The sequence below is a fragment of the Enterococcus sp. FZMF genome (genome assembly GCF_030263915.1).
Taxonomy (GTDB): Bacteria; Bacillota; Bacilli; order Lactobacillales; family Enterococcaceae; genus Enterococcus_D; species Enterococcus_D casseliflavus.
The window spans coordinates 3,295,125-3,320,742 of record NZ_CP127160.1; the positions used below are offsets into that span (position 1 = coordinate 3,295,125).

Sequence of the window (25,618 nt, forward strand, 5' to 3'; positions counted from 1 at the left end):
AAGTCGTTAAAACATTCGTTGATTCATCCCTGATTTAATTTTTCTTCAATTGTTTCAAGCAAACGCTTAGGCGCTTTGATCACCATACTAGTGGGAATTTCTACTATTCGCTTGCCTTCAAAACGGTCTCTGCCGCCGATTTTGATATCTGCCGCAATAATGACAACATCGGCTGCTTGAATAGCTGCTTCCGTCAATTCACTTTCTGTTCCGATGGTTCCTTGGGTTTCGATATGGACTTCATGACCAAGTTCTTTCGCAGCTGTTTCGATTTTTTGCTTAGCGATATACGTATGAGCGATGCCTGAAGTACAAGCAGCTACACCAACGATTTTCATCTCTTCTCCCCCTTTCTTAGTTTTCTGCCATAGGATCTTTAGCAAGCAAGGCCATCATTTGATCCTTTGTCCCTGACGCAACGAGACGATCAATAAACGATTCATCCGCTAGTAGCATCGCTACTTTTTGCAGCAGCTTGATATGCATCGTATTGGCATCGGTATTTTTGACTGCAAACAAGATGATTACTTGAACGGGCGCTTCATCGATGGACTCCCATTCAAGCGGACGCTTGGTTTTTCCGATCACTAAGGAAGTCTTTTTCACACTGTCTGACTTTCCATGTGGGATTGCTAAGCCATGTCCGATACCGGTCATTCCTTCCGTTTCTCGGGCAAAGACATCTTGGGTGAACCCTGCTAAATCGGTAATTATTTGGTTTTCATATAAAAGTTCAGACAGTTCAGTGATCGCTTCTTCTTTTGAATTCGCTTCCATTTCCATCTTGATAAGATTGGGATTGATTACATCTGCGATGCTGAACGTTTGGATCGTTTGGCTTTCGTTTTTCATCTTTACATCTCTCCTAATAGTTGTTTGACTCGCTTTTCATCCTGTTTGGTAAATACCGAATTGACTAAAATCGTCGGCACCTGCGTTTCTACTGGCAAATTAATGGTGGTTAAGATCAAATCGATATTCTGGTAGTCTTGCGCATGCTTTCGGTACATACGAGCGGAAAGCACATCCACGATATCCAGTTCAGGAAATGCCCGTTGGACTTTGACTTTCAGCAGCTCAGAGGTCCCTACGCCGCTGCTACACATGATTAAGACTCGCTGTCTGCGCCGACGAATGACTTTAAATTTCACAAAATACAGCACCAAGAAACCAATCTCGTCTTCCGATATGGGATTCGTTCCATAGGTTTGCTCCACTTCCTTACTGACTTGTGCCACTTGCTCAAAAATCCTTGGGTACTCCAGTTGGATGTCACTTAACAGGCCATTTTTCACGATAATTTTATTCTTTAGCCGATAGAGCATCGGCTGAATATGGCAAAGTAGATCGGTCTTGTCTGTTTGCTGGTTCAATTGAATACCCAGTGCTTTTTCCATCTGCTTAGTAAAAAACTCCGTGATTTCGCTGGCTTCTTTTGTCAGATTGGTCATTGCCAAGGGTTTGTTTTCCACTCTGGAAGACACTAGATACTGGTAGAGATAAAATACCTCACTTTCTGGCAGCTCCGTCACGAGATAGGCATTGATTTTTTCAATCACTTGTTGGGCAATTTGATAAAACTCTTGGTGCTGTTCAATCAAATGCTGTTCTTCCTCATCTAAGCCCTCAATAATTTCTTCGCGGTCAATTTCTCCTTCTCTCATTCGTAAAATCAGAATATACAGATGCGAGAAAATATTCATATTGTAAGGATACGCAATACTGTTTGCAAGTTTTCGCTCAATAAATTCAAGAATTGAGGTAATAAAGTTGATATCAAAGGCATTGATGGGATATTTTTGCGTAACCATTTCTTCATTCCACACATGGGTCTTCGTAAAGAGATCGTTGACACAGCGACGGATATTTTTTTCGGTACCAATCACTGCAATTCTCTTATCGGATCGGATCAACTGGAGTTCAAAGTACTGAAAATATTCCGAAAGACGATTGATATCACTACTTATCACTGCTTCACTCAAATAGTAAGGGGCGAACAGCTCTTTGATCATTAATCGCTTTGGTGATTTAAACAATAAATGCAGTGCAATCGCGTGACGCCGCTCAAGCGGCTCATCATTTTGATCCGTTTCTTGATTTTCAATCGTGCCTTTGAGATACGCTTCATAATCCAAACAAAATCCTTTGCCGATTTCAGACCGAATGATTTCTGAACCAGCAGCCTCATTGATCCGTTTGATCGTCCGATAAATGGTTTTTGTTGAAACCTTAGCAGCTGTGGCTAGTTCATTAGCGGTCAAATTCATTCCTTGTGTCATAAACTGCTCAATCAAACGTGTTTCTCTCTTGCTCAGCTTCATACTGTCTCCCTCCGTATCTTTACTATAGCCCTCTTTGGCTCGAGTATTTCTTAATCGATGTCCACTGATTTGGACATTTCAAAAATAACGCTTTCATTTATTGTTCCAAATGCCCTTTTTCTAGGATGAAAGAAGGACGCATTCTTTTTCGTAACATTTTCTTTTGCTAAACAAAAAAAGCTTGCCATTCCGAAGAATGACAAGCTTTTCCGTCACACTGAGTCAATCAGGTGCTGGGCATTGATTAGTTTTGGCTGTTCAATGCGTCTTCAGCAGCCATTTGTGCTTCGATGTCTGAGATGCTGTAGACATTTTCGCTGGCAACTGTTACTTCTTTTGGTTCCATTTCACGGTAACGAGGCATACCAGTACCAGCTGGGATGATCTTACCGATGATTACATTTTCTTTCAATCCAAGAAGTGGATCTTTCTTGCCGCGGATCGCTGCATCGGTCAACACACGAGTGGTTTCTTGGAAGGACGCAGCAGACAAGAAGCTGTTGGTTTCCAAGGATGCTTTCGTGATCCCTAATAGGACTGGACGGCTAGTTGCAGGAACGCCGCCGGCTACCAATGTGTCGTAGTTGCGGTCTTTAAAGTCGGCGATATCCAACAATGTTCCTGGCAAGATGCCTGAATCACCTGGATCCATGACGCGGACTTTACGCAGCATTTGACGAACCATTACTTCGATATGTTTGTCGCCGATTTCTACCCCTTGCATACGGTAAACGCGTTGAACTTCCCGTAATAGGTAGTTTTCAACAGACAAGACATCGCGAACTTGTAACAGTTGTTTTGGATCGATCGATCCTTCCGTCAATGGCGCACCACGATGGATAAAGTCGCCTTCTGCTACTTTCATCCGGGCAGTATAAGGAACGGTATACGTACGCGTATCGGTTTCCCCTTTGATGGTCACTTCTTTGGTCCGAGTTGAAGGGTCTTCTGAGATATCGATGACTTCTCCGGTAACTTCGGTAATGACCGCTTGTCCTTTCGGATTACGAGCTTCAAAGATTTCTTGGACACGAGGGAGACCTTGCGTGATATCGTCTCCGGCAACCCCGCCGGTATGGAAGGTACGCATGGTCAACTGAGTACCAGGTTCACCGATTGATTGGGCAGCGATGGTACCGACTGCTTCCCCAACTTCAACTTCAGAACCAGTGGCTAAGTTGCGGCCATAACAATGTTTACATACACCATGTTTGGTGTTACATGTAAAGACAGAGCGAATGGATACTGTTTCGATGCCAGCGTCCACGATGGCTTTAGCTAAATCTTCAGTGATCAATTCATTGACCCCTAGAAGGACTTCGCCAGTTTCAGGATGGATCACTGATTTACGTGTGTAACGTCCAATCAAACGTTCTTCTAAGGATTCGATGATTTCGTTTCCTTCGCGAATTGCTTGAATGTCTAAACCACGGTCAGTACCACAATCGTCTTCACGGATGATGACATCTTGGGCAACGTCAACTAAACGACGTGTCAAGTAACCGGAATCGGCTGTTTTCAAGGCGGTATCGGTCATCCCTTTACGGGCACCATGGGTCGAGATAAACATTTCCAAGACAGATAGACCTTCACGGAAGTTTGAGATGATCGGCAATTCCATGATTCGTCCGTTAGGCGCGGCCATCAATCCACGCATCCCAGCAAGCTGAGTAAAGTTGGAGATGTTACCACGGGCACCGGAATCAGACATCATGAAGATTGGGTTTTTCGCTTCCAATGATTCCATCAGTTTTAACTGAATTTCATCTTTGGCTGCATTCCAAACACCAATAACTCGTTCATAACGCTCGTCATCGGTAATCAAACCACGACGGAATTGTTTCGTGATCGTTTCTACTTGTTTGTGGGCATTGTCGATGATGTCATGTTTTTCGTGCAAGTTCATGATATCAGCGATACCAACGGTGATACCTGCCATTGTTGAATGGCTGTATCCTAAGTCTTTCATGCGGTCAAGCATGCGTGACGTTTCAGTGATGCGGAAACGTTTGAAGACTTCTGAAATGATGTTTCCTAAGTTTTTCTTCTTGAATGGGCCAACAAGCTCTTGTTCTTTGATGAAAGCAGGCACATCTGTACCAGCTTCAATAAAGTACTTGTCTGGTGTTTGAACCGTCAAGTTGTAGTCAGTCGGTTCGTTCAAGAATGGGAATTCTGGCGGCATGATCGAGTTGAAGATCACTTTACCTACCGTTGTTACCATCAAACGTTGTTTTTGTTCAGACGTGAATGGTTTGTCCCCTAAAGTGTTTGGATTGATGGCGATCCGTGTGTGTAAATGCACGTAGCCATTGCGCCATGCCGTAACTGCTTCGTCCATGTCACGGAAGATCATGCCTTCCCCTTCACGGCCTTCTTCTTCCATCGTCAAGTAGTAGTTCCCTAGGACCATATCCTGAGATGGTGTTACAACTGGTTTTCCGTCTTTTGGATTCAAAATGTTTTGGGCTGCTAACATCAGCATACGTGCTTCTGCTTGCGCTTCTTCGTTCAATGGTACGTGAACGGCCATTTGGTCTCCATCGAAATCGGCATTGTAGGCTTCACAAACAAGTGGGTGCAAACGAATGGCACGGCCTTCAACTAAGACTGGTTCAAATGCTTGGATACCTAATCTGTGAAGCGTAGGTGCCCGGTTCAATAGCACTGGATGTTCTTTGATGACATCTTCTAAAACATCCCAAACTTCGTCTTCTTGACGTTCGATTTTGCGTTTGGCATTTTTGATGTTTGACGCGATTTCACGAGAAACAAGCTCCCGCATCACGAATGGTTTGAACAATTCGATCGCCATTTCTTTTGGCAGACCACATTGATACATTTTAAGGAATGGACCAACGACGATAACTGAACGACCTGAGTAGTCGACCCGTTTTCCTAGCAAGTTTTGACGGAAACGACCTTGTTTCCCTTTCAACATGTGAGAAAGAGATTTCAATGGGCGGTTCCCTGGCCCTGCGACTGGACGGCCGCGACGACCGTTATCGATCAAGGCATCGACTGCTTCTTGCAGCATCCGTTTTTCATTTTGAACGATGATGTTTGGTGCATTCAAGTCTAACAAGCGTTTCAAACGGTTGTTACGGTTGATTACACGACGATACAAGTCGTTCAAGTCACTTGTGGCAAAACGTCCACCTTCTAATTGCACCATTGGGCGCAAATCAGGCGGGATAACTGGGATAACGTCCATGACCATCCAGCTTGGTTTGTTTCCTGAAGCACGGAATGCTTCTAAGATATCCAAACGGCGGATCGCACGCGTCCGTTTTTGACCAGTTGCGTTTTTCAATTCTTCTTTCAATTCAGCAACTTCGCCTTCAAGATCAACGCCATCTAATAATTGTTTGATGGCTTCGGCACCCATCGCTGCTGAAAATTCTTGACCGTATTGGTCACGTTTTTCACGGTATTCCCGTTCAGTCAATAGTTGTTTTTTCTCAAGGCTGGTGTTTCCTGGTTCAATCACTACGTAAGAAGCAAAGTAGATGATTTCTTCCAATGCACGTGGGCTCATGTCTAAAACAAGACCCATCCGTGAAGGAATGCCTTTGAAGTACCAAATGTGTGATACTGGTGCTGCTAATTCAATGTGTCCCATGCGTTCACGACGCACTTTTGAACGTGTTACTTCCACGCCGCAACGGTCACAAACGATGCCTTTATAGCGGATCCGTTTGTATTTGCCGCAAGCACATTCCCAGTCTTTGGTTGGACCGAAAATACGCTCGTCAAACAACCCTTCGCGTTCAGGTTTTAACGTACGGTAGTTAATGGTTTCTGGCTTTTTTACTTCACCATAAGACCAGCTTCTGATTTTTTCAGGAGAAGCCAAACCGATTTGCATACTTTCGAATTTATTTACATCGATCAAAAAAGGTTCCCTCCATTTCATTTCATGGACATATCCGATAGAACGGGGGCTATTTCCGCTAGTGGCGGAAATAGCGAGGGCCGTCTATTATTGCAAGCGATCTTCTGCTGTCTCGATTTGTTGGTTCAACGCGTCGGCGGCATTTTTAGCTTCTGTTTGTGCTTTTTGTTCTAATTCGCGGGCTGTTTGTTGCTCCGCAAATTTTGTTAAGGCATCAACGGTGATCAAATCATCATCGTCATCATCCATATCACGTAGTTCGATCTCTGCATCATCGATATCTAGGACACGCATGTCTAGACCCAGTGATTGCAATTCTTTTACTAATACGCGGAATGATTCTGGTACACCTGGTTTTGGAATTGGTTCCCCTTTGACGATCGCTTCGTATGTTTTCACACGACCAACCACGTCATCTGATTTGTAGGTCAAGATTTCTTGCAAGGTGTAAGCAGCACCGTATGCTTCCAGTGCCCAAACTTCCATCTCTCCGAAACGTTGTCCACCAAATTGGGCTTTTCCTCCCAATGGTTGTTGAGTAACCAATGAGTAAGGTCCAATGGAACGGGCATGCAATTTATCATCGACCATGTGGGCCAATTTGATCATGTACATGACACCAACGGAGATGCGGCCATCAAATGGTTCGCCGGTACGTCCGTCGTAAAGCACTGTTTTGGCATCGCTGGCCATTCCTGCTTCAGCAACGGTTGCCCAAACATCTTCATCGCTGGCACCATCAAAGACTGGTGTTGCCACGTGAATGCCTAGTTGACGCGCAGCCATTCCTAAGTGTAACTCTAATACTTGTCCAATGTTCATCCGAGAAGGTACCCCTAATGGGTTCAGCATGATATCGACTGGTGTGCCATCTGGTAAGAAAGGCATGTCTTCTTCTGGCATAATGCGAGAAACGACCCCTTTGTTTCCGTGACGTCCGGCCATTTTATCCCCTTCATGGATTTTCCGTTTTTGAACGATATAAACGCGAACCAGCATGTTCACACCTGGTGACAATTCATCGCCAGCTTCGCGGGTAAAGATTTTGACATCGTGGACGATTCCTCCGCCGCCGTGAGGCACACGTAGAGAAGTGTCACGCACTTCGCGGGCTTTTTCACCAAAGATTGCGTGCAATAAACGCTCTTCTGCTGAAAGTTCCGTTACCCCTTTTGGCGTGACTTTCCCAACAAGCAAATCGCCATCTTTGACTTCCGCACCAATGCGGATAATCCCCATTTCGTCTAGGTCTTTCAATGCGTCTTCCCCTACGTTCGGGATTTCGCGAGTGATTTCTTCAGGTCCTAATTTTGTGTCGCGGGCTTCTGATTCATATTCTTCAATATGGACAGAAGTGTAAACATCATCTTTCACCAAACGACGGCTCATGATGATGGCATCTTCATAGTTGTACCCTTCCCAAGTCATGAATGCGACTAAGACGTTTTGTCCTAGTGCCATTTCGCCTTGTTCCATAGATGGGCCATCTGCTAAGATGTCGCCTTTTTCGACTTTTTCACCAAGTGCTACTAATGGACGTTGGTTGTAGCTGGTTCCTGAGTTTGAACGACGGAATTTGGTAACAGAATAAACGTCCAATGCGCCATTGTCACGACGAACGCGCACTTCGGCTGCATCCACGTATTCTACGATCCCATCATGTTTACATAACAAAGCAGCTCCTGAGTCATGTGCTGATTTGTATTCCATACCAGTACCAACCCAAGGTGCTTTCGGATTGATCAATGGTACAGCTTGCCGCTGCATGTTGGCACCCATCAAGGCACGGTTGGAGTCATCGTTTTCCAAGAAAGGAATACATGCGGTTGCGACTGCGACTACTTGTTTTGGTGATACGTCCATGTAGTCGACTTTATCGATCGAAACTTCCAAGTTTTCAGAAGTAGCACGCGCCATAACAACGTCGTTTACGAAAGAGCCGTCTTCATTTAACAAGCTGTTTGCTTGGGCCACAACGTAGTGGTCTTCGGTATCGGCAGTCAAGTAATCGATCTTGTCAGTAACACGGCCTGTTTCGCGGTCAACTCGACGGTATGGTGTTTCAATGAAGCCATACTTGTTGACTTTGGCATAAGAGGCCAAGCTGTTGATCAACCCGATGTTTGGTCCCTCAGGCGTTTCGATCGGACACATACGGCCATAGTGGGAATAGTGAACGTCTCGGACTTCATAGCCGGCACGGTCACGGGTCAAACCACCAGGTCCTAAGGCAGATAGACGACGTTTATGGGTCAACTCACCCAGTGGGTTTGTTTGGTCCATGAACTGTGACAACTGAGAAGAACCAAAGAATTCTTTGATACTTGCGACAACCGGACGAATATTGATCAATTGTTGCGGTGTCAAGGTTTCGGTGTCTTGGATCGACATCCGTTCACGCACGACACGTTCCATCCGAGCAAGCCCGATCCGGAATTGGTTTTGCAATAATTCACCAACAGAACGAATCCGACGGTTTCCTAAGTGGTCGATGTCATCGACATTGCCGATGCCTTCCATCAAGTTGAAGAAGTAGCTCATTGAAGCAATGATGTCTGCTGGACGAACCGTACGTGTAGCAGTATCTGGATAGCCATTACCGATCACGTTGACTTCTTGTTCTGGATCTTTTGGTGAAAAGACTTTGATGACTTGGACTGTCATTGGTTCGGTCACGACCCCATCTTCTGATGGGTAGTACGTTACACTGTTTAGGCCATTATCGATAAATGCGCCTAGTGTTTCCATGACTTGGTGAGTCAAAACAGTGCCTTTTTCAACAATGATTTCGCCTGTTTCAGGGTCAACCAAGGTTTCTGCTAAGGTCAAGTTCAATAGACGTGTTTTCAAGTCTAATTTTTTGTTTACTTTGTAACGACCAACATTTGCTAAGTCGTAACGTTTTGGATCGAAGAAACGTGCGTTCAGCAAGCTGCGTGAGCTGTCTGCTGTTTTTGGCTCGCCTGGACGAAGACGTTCGTAAACATCTTTCAATCCTTCTTCGGTACGAGAATCGCTTGCGTTTTTATGCAAGTCTTTTTCGATCGTGTTGCGCAATGATTCACTGTCGCCGAAAATTTCAAAGATCGTGTCATCAGAACCAAACCCTAGGGCACGGACTAAGACCGTCAAAGGAATTTTACGGGTACGGTCAATCCGTACGTAAGAGATATCTTTGGCATCAGTTTCCATTTCTAACCACGCACCGCGGTTAGGGATAACAGTTGAACCAAAGCCTTCTTTGCCGTTTTTATCGACTTTGCCATGGAAATATACACCTGGAGAGCGGACCAACTGAGAAACGATAACCCGTTCTGCCCCGTTGATGATAAAGGTTCCTTGTTCAGTCATTAATGGGAAATCACCAAAGAATACTTCTTGGGATTTGATTTCCCCAGTTTCACGGTTCGTCAAACGCAAAGTAACATGTAATGGTGCCGAATAGTTTGCATCATGGGCACGGGCTTCTTCTACTGTATACTTTGGTTCTTTCAATTCATAATCCACAAATTCTAGGGACAAGTTACCGTTGAATCCTTCGATTGGCAAAATATCTTCAAACATTTCTCTTAGGCCCTCATCTAGGAACCATTGGTAAGAGTCGGTTTGAATTTCAATCAAATTCGGTAATTCTAATACTTCACTGATCCGTGCGAAACTTCTACGTTCGCGATGCTTTCCGTATTTTACTACGTGTCCAGCCAAGCTCTTCACCTCTTCATAAAGTCTTTCAAAAAGGCTATCCGATTATTTACAAAACTGTAACAAATATTAAATATAGGTTACAGAAAGCATTTTTTGCGGCTTTTAGGCAAAAAAAAACCAAAAATAGAACGGATGCATTGGGCATTTTCTACTTTTGTTTCCTTATTCCTAAGCCGAAACGGACAATATTTCGTTTCTGCTTTTTTCGTTCAGATAGTTTTTGCAACTCCTTATTATACAGACGAAGCACTTTTCTGTCAAGCTTTCATTGGAAGTTACAATGCTTTTCTGACGCACCCATTTCCTAAGATTTTCTAAAGAAAAAACGAACCGAGTGCGGACTGTTTTTCGTAAGAAACTACTTTGCTTTTTGCCGATTTCTTGCTATGCTAACGAAAACGTTACACGTGAAACATTAGGAAGGATATCCTTATGACGACAAAAGAAAAAATACTGACCTTATTACAAAAAGAAGATACTGTACTGTCCGGAGAAAAACTAGCCCAAGCCTTGTCGATCTCTCGTACAGCAGTCTGGAAAGCCATTAAAGAACTTGAAAAAGAAGGCTATCATTTCGAACACTTGGCCAACGGCTATCGCTTTGTCTCCGCTGACCGCTACGATCAAGCAGCACTTGCAGCCGCCTTGCCGATGATTCCCACGATTCAAATCAAGGATGCTGTTGAGTCTACTATGAAAGAAGCCAAAATCGCCGCTTTGGACAGTAGACTGGCAACCCCCGCCCTTTTTTTGACCGAAACGCAAACAGGCGGCCATGGCCGCTTCGAACGACCGTTTTTCTCACCGAAAAAACAAGGGATCTACATGAGCTTGCTCTTAAAACCCAACCAAGCGTTTCAAGAATTGCCGCAATATACCGTTTTGGCTGCGGTGGCAGTCGCAGAAGCCATCGATGCCCTTCTAATGAAGGAAACGGCCATTAAGTGGGTCAACGATCTGTACTTAGATGGAAAAAAACTCTGCGGTATTTTGTCTGAAGCAACCAGTGACTTTGAAACAGGCCGCATTACCTCGGTTGTGATCGGTATCGGCATCAGTTTTTCTATTCCGCAACAGCAGTTTCCAGCAGAGATTCGGGAAAAAGCGACCTCACTCTTTCCTGGTGAAGAGTATCCAACCTTTTCTCGGGCAACCTTGATCCAAGAAATTTGGCGTCGGTTCTTCCAATTATTGGCAAAGCTGCCTGACATGGATTACATGGCCCGCTATCGGCAGAAATCCTTCGTTTTGGGCCGCACCGTTCAGTTTACACAACAAGGTGTGACCTATGAAGGAATCGCCAAAGACATTACTAACACCGGTGAATTAGTGGTGGAAACAGCAACGGATCGCAAGGTGCTTTCTTCTGGAGAAATCAGTTTGGAACGGTATTGATGCTGAGAAAAGTCGCAAATCCGCTTGCTGATTCGCTGCTTTCGCAAGGAATTAGTCAAGCATAAATGCTCCATAAACAGATCTGCTTATTCCGAGGGGTCATACAAAAGAACAACCTAGGCAGCTCCCCTTTCTATCGGGTTTAGCTACTGTCACCAAAACTTTACTGTTGCAATCAGGATCGCAAAGAAAGCGAGCCTCATCTTTTCATACTAAGTAGGATGCTCGTTCTTTTATCATGTCTTTTCTACAGTTTTCATGCGTTCTTTCATTCCCCACATAAAAAAGATCGACCTGCTCTTTCAAGAGCGGGTTGATCTTTTCTTTTACAGCAATTGCCACAGCAGGCACAAAAGCAAGCCCAAGGCATAGCTGCTGTTGAATAAAATCATGTTCTTAATCGAATAGCCGAAGCTACGTGGGTGCGGCAGGCTGGCTTGATGCTCCTTCAAGTTTTGGCGGATTTTCGGTAGTGTCAGAAACACGAGCAAAATCGGCCATTGAAAGAGTCCAAACAAGAGGCCCAATAAAATAGCGGCATAAGACGCCAACATCATGCCTTGAAACAGACGGATACCTGCTTCGCGACCGATGTAGTACACCAGCGTGTAGCGATGGTTTTCGATATCAGCTTCCAGATCCCGTAAGTTATTGGCTAACATGATGTCAGCAATCGTGAAAATCAATGGCAAGGATGCCAACACGATGGCACACACAGCCCAGAGATTCCCCACTAAGCCAAAGGTTCCGTTCGCAAAATCCAGTGCCAGATAAAACACTTTTTGATCAATGGTATTGATATAGATCGTGATGGCAAAAATCCCTAATCCCATCGTTACACCGCTGAATACCTCGCCTAAAGGCATCCGCGATAACGGAATGGGGCCAAAGGTATAAAAGACCCCGATAAAACAAACCACCAGCCCCATCACTAGCAGCAGCCAGCCGGTAACAAAGGTCAAGTAAAGACCGATCAGTAAGGTTCCTGCCAGCATCGCAAAAATCAGATTGCGGACAGTAGCTTCTGAGATGTTTTCGCGCCCGATCACATTGTGCTGGTATTTGTAGGTCTCTGATTTGGCTTTTTTGAAATCCATATAATTGTTGATGGACGTCGTCGTCAAATCAAACAGCAGCATCCCCAGAAAAAAAATCACAGTATTCAACGGATGAAATTCATGAAAATACACCAACGAGAACAACACACCCATAATGAAGGGGAAGACACTCGCCACCTTGGTGCGGATCTCCACCACTTCTAAAAACACTGAAAGAGACATCTTTCACTCCTCCTATTCTAAATCAGCACGATCACCCATCGTGTAGCCTGATTCCTCTGAAAGCTCAAAGGTATCTTTGATGCCGTCTGTTACGTACACTTTATCTTCTTTTGTGATAAAGATCGCATCGGTTCCCTTTTCGGTATGCTGTTCGATATAAGCCAAGCCTTCTTTGACTCCTTTATCAAACGCCACCGTAGTCAACCCGTCACCATCGATGGATTTGTCAGTGATCACAGTCACACTTGCTACATCGCTATCGTAAGGATAGCCAGTCTCAGAATCAAAAATATGGTGATACGTTTTGCCGTCTACTTCTAAGTAGCGTTCGTAGATCCCTGAAGTAACTACTGTTTTATTGGTTTCTTTGATACTGCCGATAATCGAGCCGCGAGATTTGTTTGGATCTTGGATTCCGACATTCCATGGCTCATCTGCACCGCGGTTGCTATGACCTAACACATAGACATTCCCGCCCAAATCGACGATCGCGGAAGTCACGCCATTGTCCTTCAGCACTTTGACGACTTCATCCGTGATGTAGCCTTTGGCGATCGCCCCAAGGTCAAGGATCATGTCCTTGTCTTTTAAATACACCGTGTGGTCTTCGTCGTTAAACTCGACTTGTTCATAATTGATATGTTTCAACGCTTCATCGATCTCAGATTGTTCTGGCTTGCGGGCATCATCAAAGCCGATTCGCCACAATTGGGTGATCGCACCGATGGCCATATTAAAGCCGCCTTCTGATTTCACACTATAATCATAGGCTTCTTTCAACAAATAATAGATATCATCTGAGACCTTCACTGGCTTGATGCCAGCTTGCGCATTGATTTCATCGATCTCTGACCCTGCTTGGTTGATGGTGATTTTATCGCCTAACTCTCTGATGCGGTCAAAGGCAGGCTTCATAGCGTCCTCTTTGCCTTCATCATAAATGCGAATCCGAGTATACGTGCCTAATAAAAATTCTTCTTGAAAATATGGTTCTTCTCGCAGCGTCATTGCTTCCTGATCACTGCCACAGGCTGCCAACATTGTGCCTAAAAAAACAAACATCAGAAAAAACGTTACTTTCTTTTTCATGATTTTCCTCTTTTCTATTGTCTTCAACCTTCATATAATAGCCTTTTTTTGGCAGAATGAAAAGGGGCATTCCGTGATTCCTCAACGTATTTTAGGAATCCTTAATCGAACCTTTTCTTCTTTGTAAAAAACAGTTCTTTTTTAAAAAAACCTTCCCACCAGATTGCTTCCTTTTGCACGAACTTGCTTTTGTGACCTTGTTGCCCACGAAAAAAAGACAGCACTCAAAACGAATGCTGTCCTCTTAATGGAAAGAAGTTGTGATTATTCAGTAACGAAGTTATCCACTTCGATTGTTGTTTGGTCGCCTTTTTCAGCGGCATTCAACAATTGTTGTGCATAGATAACAAAGCTGTGGAAGCTGTGGGTTGCCCCTGAAACAACATCCATGTCTGCCACAGAGCCGTCTTCGGCATTGACTGCAGAAACAAAGGCTTCATTGAAGTTTGGAATGAACTCTTCTGGACTTGTACCAGATTTTGCTTCCATGTTTTCGTTGTATGATGCATCATCTTTTTTCGACTCGCCTGCTTCGTTTAGGTAGTCATAGTTTGATTCAGAGATTTTGCCGTCAGCTACAGTCATTGAGAAGACTACACGGTAACCGTTTGAGTAGTTCTTTTCTTCTAATGTATAGGTTCCGTCTTTCAAGTCTGCACCATTGTCGATTTCAATGGTTTCCGTGTTGCCTGCTTGCGCCGCTTGAATCAATTGTTGTGCATAGTTTTGGAAGGAATCAAAGGAATGAGTCGCGCCAGAAACTACTTCGATTGAAGAAGGGCTTTGTGCGGCAACTAACTCTTCATTGAATTTAGGAATAAATTCTTCTGGGCTGATGCCTGCTTTTTCTTTCATTGTTTCATTGTATTCAGTGTTTTCTGTTTTTGATTCGCCATCCGCATTGACGTTGTCATATTTTGATTCAACGATTTTGCCGTCTTTGACTGTGATCTCAAATGTGACACGGTAGTCGTTTTTATAGTTCTTTTCTTCTAAACGATACGTACCATCTTGCATTGGCTCGCCTGCAACGACGGTTGCTTCTGAGCTTTCTGTAGTTGCAGAATCGCTTGCAGAAGTTTGTGATGTACTTTCTCTAGTTGACGAAGAACCTGTATTATTGTCGTCTGCTCCGCATCCCCCTAACAATATTGCTGCGAATGAAAATACCGCCATACCTACAATCAATTTCTTTGCTTTCATAATTATCCACCTTTTACTTGTTTATTTTCCCCACAAAAAAGTTTGTGATACATCTAACATTGTAAAGTAAATTTACGAGATGTCAACCGCTTCCTTTCCGCTTTTTCAATAAAAAATGACTTATTTTTTGATTTTCGCAAGTTTTCACGAATTTCAGGAAATATGCGTTTTTTTCATCAGGATCGTTAGACAAATGAACCATTTGTCTATATAATAGGAACGATTGTGTAATTATTATCATAGATTATTTTTATTAAGGAGAGATTTGCAATGGCAAAGAAAAACATTGTCGTTGTCGGTGCCGGTTATGCAGGCGTTTCTGCTACGAAGTACATGGCAAAGAAATTGAAAAAAGACAATGATGTTGAGATAACATTGATCGACCGTCACTCTTATCATACGATGATGACTGAACTGCATGAAGTCGCTGGAGGACGTGTAGAACCTACCGCAATTCAATATGATTTGCAACGCCTGTTCTCACGCAAGAAAAATGTTCGTTTAGTAACCGATACAGTAACTGGGATCGATAAAGAAAATAAAACCGTCCAAACAAAATTAGGCAGCTATTCATTTGACTACTTGATTTTAGGGATGGGTGGCGAACCGAATGACTTCGGTACACCTGGTGTCAAAGAAAATGGCTTTACTTTATGGTCATTTGACGATGCTGTCCGCATTCGCGAACACATTGAAAAAACTGTCGCAAAAGCAGCGATCGAACCAGATGCAGCATTACGTAAAGCAATGTTGACGTTTGTCGTTTGTGGTTCTGGATTTACTGGGATCGAAATGATCGGTGAACTGATCGATTGGAAAGATCGTTTAGCTTCCGATTATAAATTGGACCCAAGTGAAATCAGCTTGAAAGTCGTTGAAGCAATGCCAACGATCTTAAACATGCTTGATCGTAACGATGCAGCCAAAGCAGAACGTTACTTGAAGAAAAACAATGTTGATCTTGTCTTGAATGCACCAATCGTTGAAGTGGCACCTGACCACATCAAACTAAAAGATGGTTCAACGATCCCAACCCACACATTGATCTGGACTGCCGGCGTCAAAGGAACTAGTGATGCTGCAGATTTCGGTTTAGAAACCGCGCGTGGTTTCCGTCTCGTTGCCAATGAGTACATGGAAGCAAAAGGCTACGAAGACAAAAACATCTATATTATTGGTGACTTGGTTTACTTCGAAGAATTCCCGAACACACCAACACCACAAATCGTGCAAGCAGCTGAACAAACTGGGCACACTGCAGCAACGAATATCGTTTCAGCCATCAAAGGCGGCGAAAAACATAAATTCAAAGGAAACTACCAAGGATTTATGGTTTCCATCGGTGCCAAATGGGGCGTGGCGAACTTATTCAATAAGATTCACCTGAGCGGTTTCTTAGCGATCATTATGAAACATATCGTTAACTTGAAATACTTCTTTGATATTCGTTCTGGTTACTACATGTTCCAATACTTGATGCATGAAATCTTCCACATCAAAGATGACCGGACAGTCGCCCGTGGTCACACGTCTCGTTACGGAAACGTCTTGTGGAGTGTTCCGCTTCGTATTTTCTATGGTCTTGTCTGGTTCGTTGAAGCCTTCAAGAAAATTTTGGGCACGAACGGGGAAGTCTTCAAACCTGGTACATGGTTCGGTGAAGGTTCTTGGTTCCAAGGCAACAGCGTTTTCCCTTGGACTTGGGAATACCAAACAGTCGCTGATGCAGCAAGTGGTGCTAGTGAAGCAGCCGATGCAGCAAGTGCCGCTAGTGGTGCCGGTGAAGCAGCCGATGCAGCGACACAAGCCGCACACTTCGGTTTGAGCTATGCCTACGGTGAGCAACCAATGATCGTGATTGAAAAATCACCTGACTGGTTCACAAAAGTTATGCAATTTATCATGCCAAACAACGACGTTGCCATGTTCTTCCAAAAATTCATGGTCTTCTTTGAAATTGCTTTAGCTCTTGCATTGATGGCTGGTCTTTTCACTTGGTTAGTGAACGCAACGACTATCGTTTTAGTGTTGACTTTCTGTATGTCTGGTATGTTCTACTGGGTAAACATCTGGTTCATTCCAGTTGCATTTGCCTTGATGAACGGTTCAGGACGCGCAGTCGGTTTAGACCGTTGGGTAATCCCATGGTTGCAACGTACCCTTGGAAAATGGTGGTACGGTACCCCTCGCTCCTTATATGGCAATAAATAAGCCAGCAAAATAGAATACCTGTACGACTTCATGAGACTAAGACATTCTGATTTTCAATCAGTGTCTTGGTCTCTTTCCAAGTACAGAACTTTTTCTTGATCGTCCTTGCACAGAAATCGGTGGATTATTGAGGATTCAGCTAGTAGAATCTTGTCTTCTTATGCTAGAATGAGACACATCACATGAAAGAACAGGAGTCTTTTTTGATGAAATTAAAAGAATTTATCCGCGATGCCCATTTAAAACCATGGGATGGCGTCATCATACTTGTTTTGATCCTCAGCTCTTTTTTACCGATTTTTATTTTTGGCCAGACGCAAACAGCGGACAAAGAAGCCGTCTTGCGGGTCGATGGGACAGAAATCAAGCGTTTTGACTTAGTTGAAGGTCAAAAAACGTACACCTATCTTTATGAAGATGAAGATGGCGATACCAATTTACTGGAGATCGAAGGGGATCGGATCCGAATCAAGGAAGCCGATTGCGGCGACCAGATTTGTGTCCGCCGTGGCTGGGCCAGTAAAAATGGGGAAACCATCGTCTGTCTGCCTCATAAATTGGTGATCGAAATCCAAGACGCAGATGGGAGTGAGACCGACGATCTAATCTATTGATCGTTTGCTTATGAGTCGATTACAACGAATAATTTTCATCTCACTGCTGGTCGCCCAAGGGGTCGTGATTGGTTTAGTTGAAAATATGATCCCTTATCCATTTGCCTTTGCGCCTGGTGCGAAACTAGGTTTGGCAAATTTAATTACCATTATTGCTTTGTTCACCATGCCAAAAAAAGACAGCTTTCTCTTGATTTGGCTAAGACTGATCTTAACGACGTTACTAGGAGGAACGGTTTCGACCTTCTTATATAGTATGAGCGGTTCCTTACTGAGCTACTTTGGGATGTCTTTGGTGAAACAGTTGGGGCCTAAGCGTGTCAGTATCATCGGCATTAGTGCGGCCGGCGGGTTCTTACACAACGTCGGACAGTTGATCACTGCCTCATGGATCGCTCAATCCTGGAGCGTGATGCTCTACTTGCCGGTCCTGTCTTTCTTTGGGATCTTGTCCGGGATCGCTATCGGGATCGCCGCCAACTACTTGCTGCGCCGTGTCGAAACACTGCGCCGTTTTCAAATTGATTATGAACGCCAGACCAAAGTCAAATGGCGCTCGGATTCAGAATAAAGGAGTTAATTATGAAACTTCATTCCATGTGGCAAGAGTATCCAGCACTGCAAGCTGACTTATCTGCCTCCTTGCAATTGATGGAAAAATCATTAAAACTAAAAAACAAAGAGGTCGAACAAGCGATCCTGTCCATGATCCATTCAGGTGGGAAACTGCTGCGTCCTGCTTATCAGCTGCTCTTTTCTGCTTATGGCAGCGACAAAGATCGAGAAAAAGCCGTCGCATTGGCGGCCTCGATCGAAATGCTCCACACTGCCTCGTTGATCCACGACGATATCGTCGATCATGCGGACACCCGCCGCAAGCTGCCGACCATTCGTTCCGAATTTGGCAACGATGTCGCTGTCTATGCTGGTGATTACCTCTTTGTCTGCTGCTTTAAATTGATGGCGGATTATGCCAGCTCCATGAAAAGCTTGCAGATGAATTCCCGTAGTATGGAAAAAATCCTGGCCGGCGAATTAGGACAAATGAGCAAACGATACGATTTGTCCGTCACTGTCGAGGATTACTTAGAAAACATTCGCGGCAAAACCGCTGAGTTGTTTGCTTTAAGCTGCTTCATCGGGGCTTACGAAAGCGGCACCTCCTTGCGCTTTGCCAATCAAGCCCGTGAGATCGGTGAAGCCATTGGCCTTGCCTTTCAAATCATGGATGACGTCTTAGATTACAGCCAAGATGCGGCTGCTTTAGGAAAACCAGTATTGGAAGATGTTCGGCAAGGCGTCTATTCCCTGCCGCTGTTATTGGCACTGAAAAGTGACCGCCAACAGCTGCTCCCATTGCTGGAAAAACAAGACGCTATGACGGACACCGACACCCACGAAGTCTATCGGATCGTCCAAGAAAGTGCTGGGATCGAGGAAGCCAAGAAACTCGCAGCCGACTATACGAAAAAAGCTTTGCAGGCGATCCAGAAATTGCCTGAAACCAAAGACGAAACCAAAACGTATCTTTACCAGATCACTGCTCAGATCCTTGGGCGAAGCAATTGATCTAATGAACGAACACCAAAAAAGCATGGTCGCTGCCAAAAGCGATCATGCTTTTTTAGTTGAGCAAGGGAATCCCTCATGAACTCATTTCTCTTTGGGCAAACACTAAATCTGCAGCAACATAGGAAGAGGTAAAGGTTTTGCGGTATTGGTTCGGTGTATAGCTGGTTTCACGTTTGAAGATCCGGGCGTAATAACCCGCATCATCATACCCCACTTGTTCAGCGATGGCAGCAATGGAATCCTCCGTAGTAACCAGCAGCTTTTTGCTTTGTTCTATTCGATAAAACGTCAAATATTTAGTAAAAGTCATCCCAGTGGCTTCTTTAAAAATCCGGCTGATATAGTTGCGATGCATGTGGCTGAAAGCAGCAAGGACATCTAAGGTGATCGGCTCTTGATAGTTGAGATGGATGTATTCAATGATCTGATTGACTTGTTCAGCAATATTATCAGTGATCGCTGACGTGGAATAGTGCAATAGGGAAATTTGATTCAACGAGAGAATACTACGGTGGATACTGTGCTGAAGCTCTTGCTTGCTTAAAGGCCGCACTAAGTAATCGATAGCTCCGCAGCGCAGTGAGCGATGAAGATTGTCGAAGTTCTTCGTCTCATCAATCAAAATCAGTTTGATATTCGGCTGTTTTTTCATGACTTCGGCTGTCCAATAAAAAGGATCTTCGGCCTCATTAGAGATTGACAAGATGAGGATATCAACGTGTACTTTCCCAGCGATCGCTACCGTTTCAGCCATTGTCCAAGCATCTTGCAAGAGCGTGGCGTTAAAAAAATCTTTTCTGACCACTTGTTTTATCTGATTTCGTTCCTTTTCATCTGGGGTGGAAACTAAAATGTAGCACATGAAAGCAGCTCCTTTCCGTGTTCTCTTTTTCAAATTATACCATATTTAATCATTTATTATTAAGTTTATTGCTTTTTATGAACAATAACAACACATGTTAAAAATATAACAATCTTGGATAAAATTGTCCTGAAACAGCATAGAACCCTCCTGAAGAAAACGCTTACTTTCGCATATAATGAAAGTATAAAAAACAAGGAGGATGATTGATATGATGACAAAGACAAAGATGCACAGTCCTTTAACACTGGTTGATTCCTTAATGAAACAAGCGTCAGACGCCCAAGAACTTTATCGTACTGCCTCGCAAGAAACAGTTGATTACGTGGTGGGAAAAGCTGCAGAGAAACTGACCAGCCACTCGATGCACTTAGCAAAATTGGCACAGAAAGAAACCGGCTTTGGAAACGCAGAAGATAAAAACATCAAAAATTTATTTGCCAGTGAAATATTATATAACAGTATCAAAGATATGCCGACGGTTGGAATCGTAGAAGAAATTCCTGAGAAAAAGATGCTAAAAATCGTTGCGCCATTGGGGGTCTTAGTTGCTTTGATCCCCTCCACCAATCCTACATCCACCACGATTTTCAAAGTACTTTTGGCATTGAAAACGAAAAATGCAATCATCTTGTCCCCTCACCCCCGAGCGCTGCAGGCAATCAAGGAGACCGTGTCCCTCTTTAAAGAGGTGCTGCAAGCATGCGGATTGCCGATCGATTTGGTTCAATTACTAGAAGAACCGACAATTGAGGATACCCAAAAATTGATGGCACATCCCGATACCGATCTAATCTTGGCTACTGGTGGTAAAGCGATGGTTCGAATCGCATATTCTTCGGGCAATCCAGCAATCGGTGTCGGCCCTGGTAATACCCCTGCACTGCTAGAAAAATCTGCAGACATCGCGAAAGCCGTTGATCAGATCATCCGTAGCAAAACCTTCGATTATGGGACGATCTGCGCCTCTGAACAGGCATTAGTCGTTGAGCAATCGATCAAAGATACAGTGATCTCTGAATTGAAAGCAAATCACGGCTACTTTTTGAATCAAGAAGAGTCTGAAAGGCTGGCTGATTTTATCACCACGGCTGAGGGCGGTCTGAATCCCCGGATCATCGGTCAGCCAGCAGTTAAAATTGCCGAAATGAGCGGTCTATCAGTCCCAAGTGATACGAAAATCCTCGTTTCGGAACAGACGGTCATCGCTAAAGACAATCCCTATGCGCGGGAGAAACTTTCGCCGATCCTCGCGTTTTATACCGTGGCTGATGCCGAGGAAGGCATTCGTTTTTGCCAAGAGTTGCTAAAGATCCAAGGTGCTGGACACACCGCTGTCGTTCATACCAAAGACGATACCTTTGTTCGTGAATTTGGGCTGGCGATCCCTTCTACCCGAATCTTAGTCAATACCCAAGCAGCTTTAGGAGCCATTGGAGGCACCACGAACTTAAATCCTTCCTTGACTCTAGGTTGCGGGTCCCATGGAGGCGGCAGTACTTCAGAAAATATCCATGTCGCACAGCTTTTAAACACGCACTACATCGCTTACGATGTCGAAAAATAAAGAACCTAGGTGCTTCAAGATAAGCGGCTGAACAATACAGCCCCTTCCTTTCATAAAAACGAGCAGGGAAGAACGATCCATTCGTTTTTCCCTGCTCGTTTTTTCTTCTATTTACTAGTTAACGCATCGTCACAAATTCTTCTGACCCCGTCGGATGAATGGCAACGGTTTGATCAAAGTCTGCTTTTGTAGCACCCATTTTGATGGCTACAGCGAAGCCTTGCAGCATTTCATCGACACCGATCCCGATGCCGTGCAGACCGATGATTTTTTCTTCTTTTCCTAAGCACACCAATTTCATCTCACATTTTTGGCGATACTCATTTAAAGCAAAGTACATCGGTGTAAAGCGCGAGCGATACACCTTTATCTGCTCTTGGCCGTATTTTGCCAAGGCTGCTTCTTCGGATAAACCAATCGTGGCAATCGGTGGATGAGTAAAGATGACCGTCGGTACTAAGTGATAATCCAAGTACGCATCGCTTTGACCGTTGAACAAGCGTTCAGACAAGCGACGACCGGCGGCGATCGCAACCGGGGTTAAATCCAATTTTCCGATGACATCGCCCACCGCAAAAATCGAGTCAGCTGTGGTATTTTGATGTTTGTCCACAATAATAAACCCTTTTTCATCCAATTGGACATCGGTGTTTTCCAGACCTAACTTGTCCGTATTCGGCACACGACCACCAGCAAAAAGGACGCAATCGCCGGTCAAGGTTTCGCCATTTTCAAAGTGAACGATATACTCGTCACCTTCTTTAATGATACGAGAGGCCACGTAGCCTGCATAAGTTTCGATTCCTGATTCTTGGTACATCTCCACGAGATTATCCGCAAGCATCCTGTCAAAGGTTCGTAATGGCCGCTCTTTGCGGTACGCCCAAGCCACTTGGCTGCCCAGCTGTTGGCTGACACCGCTGATTTCGGCTGCGATGTAGCCTGCCCCTAAGACGACCATACGCTTTGGTGCTTCTCGCAACGCAAAAAAACCATTCGAGTCAATGGCGTACTCACCGCCGGGAATATTCATCGCGCTAGGTTTTCCACCGGTGGCAATCAAAATGTTTGCTGCATGGTAGTTTTCCCCATTGACGGTAACCGTGTGGTTATCCACAAACTGTGCATAACCGTGGATAACTTCTACATTGTTACTGTCTAAGCCTTTTTGATAGGCTGTGTGTAAAAAATCAATGTATTTTTCACGGTTATCCACAAGCTCAGTAAAATTAAATTTATCCACATGTGGATAAATGCCGTAGCTAGTTGCGTCCCGCTTGATCATTTCTAACATCTCACTAGCTTGCCACATGACTTTTTTCGGTACACAACCGACATTGACACAGGTGCCGCCTAATTCATTGCCTTCGATCAATAATACTTTGGCGCCGTGCATCCCTGCCCGATTGGCTGAGGCGATTCCGCCACTGCCGCCACCAATTACTATGTAGTCGTATGTTTCCATATTTGTTGTTTCCTCCTTAAAATTGTCTATGTTCTCATCGATCCTTTTTGGCTGGATTGATTCAACAAAAAAAGCCGAGAGAAACTCTCGACCTTATTTTTTCTTCCGAATCATGTCTCCGACTTCCACCGGTTCTTTGACCGGCATCGTCAACAGCATCATAGGATTTGGTGCACGATCGATGGATTCACCGTCTTCATTATACATGACTTCGACGGTTTGGTGAAAGTGATGGAATCCGGGACCGTAAAATTCGATTTCATCGCCAACGGAAAAGTGGTTCCGTTGCCGAATCGTAGCTGTTTTCGTTGCCGGATCATACGCCATGACTTCCCCAATAAATTTGTATTGCGGAATTTTCCGACGCGGACCAAACAACTGCTCATTTTCACTTGGGGTATCGTAGTAAAAGCCTGAGGCAAGCTCTCGCTGCGCAACTTTCCACAGTTCATCGATCCATTCTTGTTTGCAGACATAGTTCTCTGGATCGGCCATGTAACTATCCACGGCTGCTTTATAAACGTTCGCCACGGTTGAAACATAGTGGATCGATTTCATGCGGCCTTCGATTTTGAAACTATCCACGCCGTTTTCAATCAAATCAGGGATATGTTCGATCATCGACATATCCACAGCACTCATGGAAAACTCTTCTTCCACTGTCCCGTTTTTAGTCAAACTGTTTCGTTCCGTTGCAAAGGGCATGTCAAACAGATCATATTTCCAGCGGCAAGATTGCGAACAGCCGCCGCGATTGGCGTCTCGCATCGACATATGATTGGACAAAGTACAACGGCCAGAATAAGAAATACACATGGCGCCATGAATAAAGGCTTCGATCTCCACGCTAGTATTTTTGCGGATCTCAGCGACTTCCTCCATGGACACTTCTCGGGCGAGAACGACCCGTTCTAGGCCTTCTTCCCGCCAAAATTCCAAAGTTTCATAGTTCGTGGCACTGGCTTGGGTGGACAAATGGATCGGTAGACCTGGCGCTTCTGTTGCGCAGATCTGGATCAAAGCGGGATCAGAAACGATCACTGCCGAAATACCGACATCTCGCAATTCCCGAAAGAATTCCCCTGCACCTTCTTGATTGCCCTCGTGGGTCACCATGTTGGCTGCTACATAGACTTTTGCGTTGTGGGCTTTGGCAAAAGCCACCCCTTCCGCCATTTCTTCATAGGTAAAGTTTCCCGCGCGACTCCGTAGACCATAGGCATTGCCGCCGATATAGACAGCGTCAGCGCCATAGTGGATCGCTGTTTTCAATTTTTCTAACGTACCAGCTGGTGCTAACACTTCTGGTCGTTTCAATGCTTGTTTAACGGTCATTTGTTCTTGCTCCTTACTTGATATCGTCAGGATCGATGGCATAAAATCCAGTGTCTAACCCACGTTCTGCTGGATGAAGTTGGGCAACTTGTTCACTGAGCACAGCTGCTTGCTCTGCTTGCCACTTCCCACTTTCTACAAGGGTCTTGGCTTGGGCAAACAGCTTAGCAATTGCCACAAAGGCAGCCCCTCGTGTATAGATTCCGTCCAGCTTCCAAGTTTGAAAGCCTGTTGCGGCTAATTCCGCCAGTTGCAGCAGCAGATTGATGTCGTTATTGGCAAAAATGTGCGTGCCGTGGCTATCTTCATAAATGGAATAGTGGGTTTCTTCTTTTTTCGGTTCAGATAAAAACAACCCACGGTCGTGGTTCTTTTCTTCCGATTGTTGGGTATAGTTATAATAATTTTGTAAAAGCGGACGCTTCGATTGGTGAATGCAGGTCGCACCATAAACCAATACTTCCACAGGAATATTTAGTTGTGGTGCCATGATTTTCATTTCTTTGAAAGGAACTTCTCGCGCTAAAACGGCTGCCTTTGCTCCTTTTTGTCCCCAAAAATTGATTTGACGAGCGCTCGTTACTAAGGTTTCCCCTGCATAGATAAATGGCAAGGCACATTCTGGATTTTGCTTCATGCGATAAATGATCCCAGGATCTCCGAGAGCGATTTGATCGGCTTGATTGGTCTTCAGAAATGCTAGGTATTCTGGAATCAGCTTCATTTTTTCTGGATGCATGATGCCATTGACTGCGATCGTCACTTTCTTTCCAGCTTCGTGGGCCATGTCGATCAGTCTGATTTGCTCTTCACGAGAAAAAGAGGCCGGTAGGCGCAGCCCGAATGTCTCTTCTCCAAAAAACAATGTATCAACATAAGGGATGAGCTGCTGTGCTTGCTCGATCGATTCCACCGTGGCGATAATCTCAACCATAATACTCCTCCTTTTTTCAACTCATTCATAGTATCACACAGCAGGATTCTTTCCAAGAGGTATCGTTACTCTTTTTTTCACGAATATCACTTTTTCCGTTAATCAACCGTTGTCATAAAGCTATTTATAAGGATATTTTTTTGTGAATCATCAATCATAATTAACAGAGA

18 protein-coding genes are annotated in these 25,618 nt (G+C 44.4%); 6 read left to right on the top strand and 12 right to left on the bottom strand.

The features are described from left to right. Nucleotides 1–23: 23 nt before the first annotated feature. The 5 genes from QN079_RS16085 to rpoB form a co-directional block, all read right to left on the bottom strand. The gene (locus QN079_RS16085; protein WP_005230357.1) at nt 24–338 is read right to left on the bottom strand and encodes a PTS fructose transporter subunit IIB; all 315 of its coding nucleotides are present in this window, start codon (nt 336–338) and stop codon (nt 24–26) included. A gap of 16 nt (nt 339–354) precedes the next feature. Continuing rightward, nucleotides 355–852, bottom strand: a complete 498-nt coding sequence (locus QN079_RS16090; protein ID WP_005230355.1) for a PTS sugar transporter subunit IIA — start codon at nt 850–852, stop codon at nt 355–357. A 2-nt stretch (nt 853–854) separates the two neighbouring features. After that, nucleotides 855–2,321 carry a BglG family transcription antiterminator gene (locus tag QN079_RS16095; RefSeq protein ID WP_289230146.1) on the bottom strand — a complete coding sequence of 489 codons (1,467 nt, stop codon included), beginning with the start codon at nt 2,319–2,321 and terminating at the stop codon, nt 855–857. A gap of 244 nt (nt 2,322–2,565) precedes the next feature. Further along, on the bottom strand, nt 2,566–6,216 hold the full coding sequence (gene rpoC / locus QN079_RS16100; RefSeq protein WP_015510610.1) for a DNA-directed RNA polymerase subunit beta': 3,651 nt from the start codon (nt 6,214–6,216) through the stop codon (nt 2,566–2,568). 87 nt (nt 6,217–6,303) lie between these two features. Then, complete coding sequence (gene rpoB, locus QN079_RS16105) at nt 6,304–9,921, bottom strand: DNA-directed RNA polymerase subunit beta (RefSeq protein ID WP_008381746.1); 3,618 nt, start codon at nt 9,919–9,921, stop codon at nt 6,304–6,306. A 432-nt stretch (nt 9,922–10,353) separates the two neighbouring features. Between rpoB and QN079_RS16110 the strand changes: the two genes are divergently transcribed. Then, nucleotides 10,354–11,316, top strand: a complete 963-nt coding sequence (locus QN079_RS16110; protein WP_289230147.1) for a biotin--[acetyl-CoA-carboxylase] ligase — start codon at nt 10,354–10,356, stop codon at nt 11,314–11,316. 326 nt (nt 11,317–11,642) lie between these two features. Here QN079_RS16110 and menA read toward each other — a convergent pair whose 3' ends face one another. From menA to pplA, 3 genes are all read right to left on the bottom strand, one after another. Continuing rightward, on the bottom strand, nt 11,643–12,596 hold the full coding sequence (gene menA / locus QN079_RS16115) for a 1,4-dihydroxy-2-naphthoate polyprenyltransferase (protein ID WP_015510612.1): 954 nt from the start codon (nt 12,594–12,596) through the stop codon (nt 11,643–11,645). A 12-nt stretch (nt 12,597–12,608) separates the two neighbouring features. Beyond that, a complete protein-coding gene (locus QN079_RS16120; protein WP_289230148.1) occupies nt 12,609–13,685 on the bottom strand; it encodes an FAD:protein FMN transferase in 1,077 nt (358 codons plus the stop codon). Nucleotides 13,686–13,949: 264 nt separating this feature from the next. Beyond that, nucleotides 13,950–14,888 carry an extracellular electron transfer flavoprotein PplA gene (gene pplA, locus QN079_RS16125; RefSeq protein ID WP_289230149.1) on the bottom strand — a complete coding sequence of 313 codons (939 nt, stop codon included), beginning with the start codon at nt 14,886–14,888 and terminating at the stop codon, nt 13,950–13,952. Between the two features lie 270 nt (nt 14,889–15,158). Between pplA and QN079_RS16130 the strand changes: the two genes are divergently transcribed. The 4 genes from QN079_RS16130 to QN079_RS16145 all read left to right on the top strand — a co-directional run bounded on the left by QN079_RS16130 (nt 15,159) and on the right by QN079_RS16145 (nt 19,282). Next, nucleotides 15,159–17,099 carry an NAD(P)/FAD-dependent oxidoreductase gene (locus tag QN079_RS16130; RefSeq protein ID WP_005230327.1) on the top strand — a complete coding sequence of 647 codons (1,941 nt, stop codon included), beginning with the start codon at nt 15,159–15,161 and terminating at the stop codon, nt 17,097–17,099. A gap of 206 nt (nt 17,100–17,305) precedes the next feature. Beyond that, on the top strand, nt 17,306–17,713 hold the full coding sequence (locus tag QN079_RS16135) for a NusG domain II-containing protein (RefSeq protein ID WP_289230150.1): 408 nt from the start codon (nt 17,306–17,308) through the stop codon (nt 17,711–17,713). Between the two features lie 10 nt (nt 17,714–17,723). After that, nucleotides 17,724–18,284: a Gx transporter family protein gene (locus QN079_RS16140; protein WP_005232987.1), complete on the top strand. Its 561-nt coding sequence runs from the start codon at nt 17,724–17,726 to the stop codon at nt 18,282–18,284. A gap of 11 nt (nt 18,285–18,295) precedes the next feature. Then, nucleotides 18,296–19,282: a polyprenyl synthetase family protein gene (locus QN079_RS16145; RefSeq protein ID WP_289230151.1), complete on the top strand. Its 987-nt coding sequence runs from the start codon at nt 18,296–18,298 to the stop codon at nt 19,280–19,282. Between the two features lie 76 nt (nt 19,283–19,358). Here the strand turns inward: QN079_RS16145 and QN079_RS16150 are convergent, their stop codons facing one another. Continuing rightward, on the bottom strand, nt 19,359–20,147 hold the full coding sequence (locus QN079_RS16150; RefSeq protein ID WP_074934233.1) for a response regulator transcription factor: 789 nt from the start codon (nt 20,145–20,147) through the stop codon (nt 19,359–19,361). A 211-nt stretch (nt 20,148–20,358) separates the two neighbouring features. Here QN079_RS16150 and QN079_RS16155 point away from each other — a divergent pair, with 211 nt between their 5' ends. Continuing rightward, nucleotides 20,359–21,714, top strand: a complete 1,356-nt coding sequence (locus QN079_RS16155) for an aldehyde dehydrogenase family protein (RefSeq protein ID WP_289230152.1) — start codon at nt 20,359–20,361, stop codon at nt 21,712–21,714. Nucleotides 21,715–21,832: 118 nt separating this feature from the next. Here the strand turns inward: QN079_RS16155 and gor are convergent, their stop codons facing one another. From gor to QN079_RS16170, 3 genes are all read right to left on the bottom strand, one after another. Continuing rightward, entirely contained in the window at nt 21,833–23,179 is a 1,347-nt protein-coding gene (gor, locus tag QN079_RS16160; RefSeq protein ID WP_289230153.1) for a glutathione-disulfide reductase, read from the bottom strand. 93 nt (nt 23,180–23,272) lie between these two features. Next, complete coding sequence (locus QN079_RS16165; RefSeq protein ID WP_008381725.1) at nt 23,273–24,514, bottom strand: peptidase U32 family protein; 1,242 nt, start codon at nt 24,512–24,514, stop codon at nt 23,273–23,275. A gap of 13 nt (nt 24,515–24,527) precedes the next feature. Continuing rightward, on the bottom strand, nt 24,528–25,448 hold the full coding sequence (locus QN079_RS16170; RefSeq protein ID WP_289230154.1) for a peptidase U32 family protein: 921 nt from the start codon (nt 25,446–25,448) through the stop codon (nt 24,528–24,530). Between the last annotated feature and the right edge of the window lie 170 nt (nt 25,449–25,618).

What these genes read in the sequence shown, in the direction of transcription:
- QN079_RS16085 (WP_005230357.1), bottom strand. Translation starts at nt 338, where the DNA reads ATGAAAATCGTTGGTGTAGCTGCTTGTACTTCAGGCATCGCTCATACG.
- QN079_RS16090 (WP_005230355.1), bottom strand. Translation starts at nt 852, where the DNA reads ATGAAAAACGAAAGCCAAACGATCCAAACGTTCAGCATCGCAGATGTA.
- QN079_RS16095 (WP_289230146.1), bottom strand. Translation starts at nt 2,321, where the DNA reads ATGAAGCTGAGCAAGAGAGAAACACGTTTGATTGAGCAGTTTATGACA.
- QN079_RS16110 (WP_289230147.1), top strand. Translation starts at nt 10,354, where the DNA reads ATGACGACAAAAGAAAAAATACTGACCTTATTACAAAAAGAAGATACT.
- menA (WP_015510612.1), bottom strand. Translation starts at nt 12,596, where the DNA reads ATGTCTCTTTCAGTGTTTTTAGAAGTGGTGGAGATCCGCACCAAGGTG.
- QN079_RS16120 (WP_289230148.1), bottom strand. Translation starts at nt 13,685, where the DNA reads ATGAAAAAGAAAGTAACGTTTTTTCTGATGTTTGTTTTTTTAGGCACA.
- pplA (WP_289230149.1), bottom strand. Translation starts at nt 14,888, where the DNA reads ATGAAAGCAAAGAAATTGATTGTAGGTATGGCGGTATTTTCATTCGCA.
- QN079_RS16130 (WP_005230327.1), top strand. Translation starts at nt 15,159, where the DNA reads ATGGCAAAGAAAAACATTGTCGTTGTCGGTGCCGGTTATGCAGGCGTT.
- QN079_RS16135 (WP_289230150.1), top strand. Translation starts at nt 17,306, where the DNA reads ATGAAATTAAAAGAATTTATCCGCGATGCCCATTTAAAACCATGGGAT.
- QN079_RS16140 (WP_005232987.1), top strand. Translation starts at nt 17,724, where the DNA reads ATGAGTCGATTACAACGAATAATTTTCATCTCACTGCTGGTCGCCCAA.
- QN079_RS16145 (WP_289230151.1), top strand. Translation starts at nt 18,296, where the DNA reads ATGAAACTTCATTCCATGTGGCAAGAGTATCCAGCACTGCAAGCTGAC.
- QN079_RS16150 (WP_074934233.1), bottom strand. Translation starts at nt 20,147, where the DNA reads ATGTGCTACATTTTAGTTTCCACCCCAGATGAAAAGGAACGAAATCAG.
- QN079_RS16155 (WP_289230152.1), top strand. Translation starts at nt 20,359, where the DNA reads ATGATGACAAAGACAAAGATGCACAGTCCTTTAACACTGGTTGATTCC.
- gor (WP_289230153.1), bottom strand. Translation starts at nt 23,179, where the DNA reads ATGGAAACATACGACTACATAGTAATTGGTGGCGGCAGTGGCGGAATC.
- QN079_RS16165 (WP_008381725.1), bottom strand. Translation starts at nt 24,514, where the DNA reads ATGACCGTTAAACAAGCATTGAAACGACCAGAAGTGTTAGCACCAGCT.
- QN079_RS16170 (WP_289230154.1), bottom strand. Translation starts at nt 25,448, where the DNA reads ATGGTTGAGATTATCGCCACGGTGGAATCGATCGAGCAAGCACAGCAG.